Origin of the sequence: Sabulicella glaciei (assembly GCF_026183895.1) — a bacterium.
Taxonomy (GTDB): Bacteria; Pseudomonadota; Alphaproteobacteria; order Acetobacterales; family Acetobacteraceae; genus Roseococcus; species Roseococcus glaciei.
The window spans coordinates 1-2,228 of record NZ_JAPFQI010000049.1 but is presented as its reverse complement, the minus strand read 5'-3'; the positions used below and the strand labels follow the sequence as shown (position 1 = coordinate 2,228).

The 2,228-nt window shown below is 71.5% G+C and carries 2 protein-coding genes; both read left to right on the top strand.

Annotation, left to right across the window (positions count from 1 at the left end; all coding sequences use genetic code 11):
* Window positions 1-75: 75 nt before the first annotated feature.
* Window positions 76-1,386: an IS21 family transposase gene (gene istA, locus OF850_RS23300; protein WP_408906488.1), complete on the top strand. Its 1,311-nt coding sequence runs from the start codon at window positions 76-78 to the stop codon at window positions 1,384-1,386.
* A complete protein-coding gene (istB, locus tag OF850_RS23295; RefSeq protein WP_301592797.1) occupies window positions 1,386-2,174 on the top strand; it encodes an IS21-like element helper ATPase IstB in 789 nt (262 codons plus the stop codon). Before istA ends, istB begins: the two co-directional genes overlap by 1 nt.
* Window positions 2,175-2,228 lie beyond the last annotated feature (54 nt).

The window sequence follows — 2,228 nt, the reverse complement described above, 5'->3', positions numbered from 1 at the left end:
TGTCGGGCGCCATGGAATGACCCTCCCTTGGCGACATGAAATCGCCCCCCTCTGGAGAGGGAGAGAGGGATGTCGATGGACGAGGCTGGAGTGATCCAGGCTTCCGCGCTGGACGAGGCGCGGAGGGTGCGGATGCGGACGCCGGATGAGGTGGCGGCGATGCTGGCGCTCAAGGCACGGGGCTGGGGCGTCAAGCGGATCGCGCGGGAGTTTGGCACCTGCCCCAAGACGGTGCGGCGCTACGTCCGCGCGGGGAGCTGGGCCGGCTACAGCCGGGCTCAGCGCAGGCCCAGCCTCGCTGATCTGGCGGGCTGGCTGGAGGAGCGCCTGGTCCGGCATGGCGGCAACGCCGACGTGGTGCGGCAGGAACTGGCGGCCGAGCACGGGCTGGTGGTCAGCCTGCGGACGGTGGAGCGGGCCTGCGCGCCGTTCCGCCAGCGGCTGCTGGCGGCGGCCAGGGCGACGGTGCGGTTCGAGACGCCCCCCGGGCGACAGCTGCAGATCGACTTCGGCGAGCGGCGTGTGCGGATCGGGGGCCTGCCGGTGCGGGTGCACCTGTTCGTGGCGACGCTCGGCTATTCGCGGCGGCTGCACGTGCGGGCCTTTCGGGGCGAGGCGCAGGAGAGCTGGTTCGAGGGGATCGAGGGCGCCTTCCAGGCCTTCGGCGGCGTGCCCGAGGAGATCCTGTTCGACAATGCCCGCGCCCTGGTGGACCGGCATGACGCGGCGACGCGCGAGGTGGTGTTCAACGCCCGCCTCCACGCCTTTGCCCGGCACTGGCGCGTGCGGCCGCGCGCCTGCGCTCCCTACCGGGCCCGCACCAAGGGCAAGGACGAGCGGGGGGTGGGCTACGTCAAGCGCAACGCCATCGCCGGCCGCGACTTCGCCAGCTGGGAGGCGCTGGAGGCGCACCTTGCGGCCTGGACCCGCGAGGTGGCCGATCTGCGGATGCACGGCACCACGGGCGAGGCGCCGATGGCGCGGTTCCTGCGCGACGAGGCCGGGGCGCTGCGCCCGCTGGATGGCACGCCGCCGTTCCGGGCCACGCGGGATCTGGTCCGTCGGGTGGGACCGGACTGTGCGGTCGGGGTGGAGGGCAACAGCTACTCGGTGCCGTGGCGCCTGATCGGCGAGCGGGTGCGGGTGACGCTCGGGGCGGGGATGGTGAGGATCAGCCATGCCGGGCGGGAGGTCGCGACGCACAAGGTGCTGGAGGGGCGGCGTGGGCGCTCGACCGAGCCGGCCCACTTCGAAGGCGTGGCGGGATTTCGCGGCCGGATCGCCGGGAAAGCGGCGGATGGCGGCGCTCCTGCCGGCCCGCCCGAGGTGCCGGCCCTGTTGCGACCCCTGGCCGAGTACGAGGCGGTGGCCGGGGGGGCTTGGTGATGATGCCTGACGAGGACCGCCTGACGGGGATGCTGACGCGGCTCAAGCTGACCGCCATCCGCGATCAGTTGGACAGCCTGCTGGACGAGGCCGTGCGGAGCGAGTTGAGCCTGCGGGAGAGCCTGGCGCTGCTGTGCGAGCGCGAGATCGCGCGCAAGGACAGCCGCCGGATCGAGATGGCGATGGGGCTTGCGCGGTTTCCCTATGCCCGTGACTTGGCTGGGTTCGACTTCACGGCCCAGCCCTCGATCGACCGCGGGCAGATCCGAGACCTGGCCAGCGGCCGGTTTATCGGCAACGGCGAGACGCTGATGCTGCTCGGACCGCCAGGGGTGGGGAAAACGCATCTGGCGGTCGCCATCGGGCGCGAGGCGATCAACGCTGGCTACACGGTGCTGTTCGTGCCCGCGCCGACGCTGGTCGCACAGCTGGCCAAGGCGCATGCCGAGGGCCGGCTGGAGGAACGGCTGCTGCACTTCAGCAAGCCGCGGCTGCTGATCGTGGACGAACTCGGCTACCTGCCGTTCGAGCCGGATGCCGCGCACCTGTTCTTTCAATTGGTGAGCCGCCGCTACGAGCGTGGCTCCATGCTGGTGACCTCGAACCGCGCCGTGGGCGAGTGGGGCAGCGTGTTCGGCGACCCTGTGGTGGCGACCGCCATCCTCGACCGCCTGCTGCACCACAGCCACGTGCTGACCATCCGCGGCGATAGCTACCGGCTCAAGGAGAAGCGCCGCTCGGGCCTGCTCCGGAGCACCACGCCAGAGCCCGCGGCAGTGAAGACCTAAAACAGGGGGGAGATTTCATGGCGACAAGGGGGGCGTTTCCGGTGTCGCTTGACA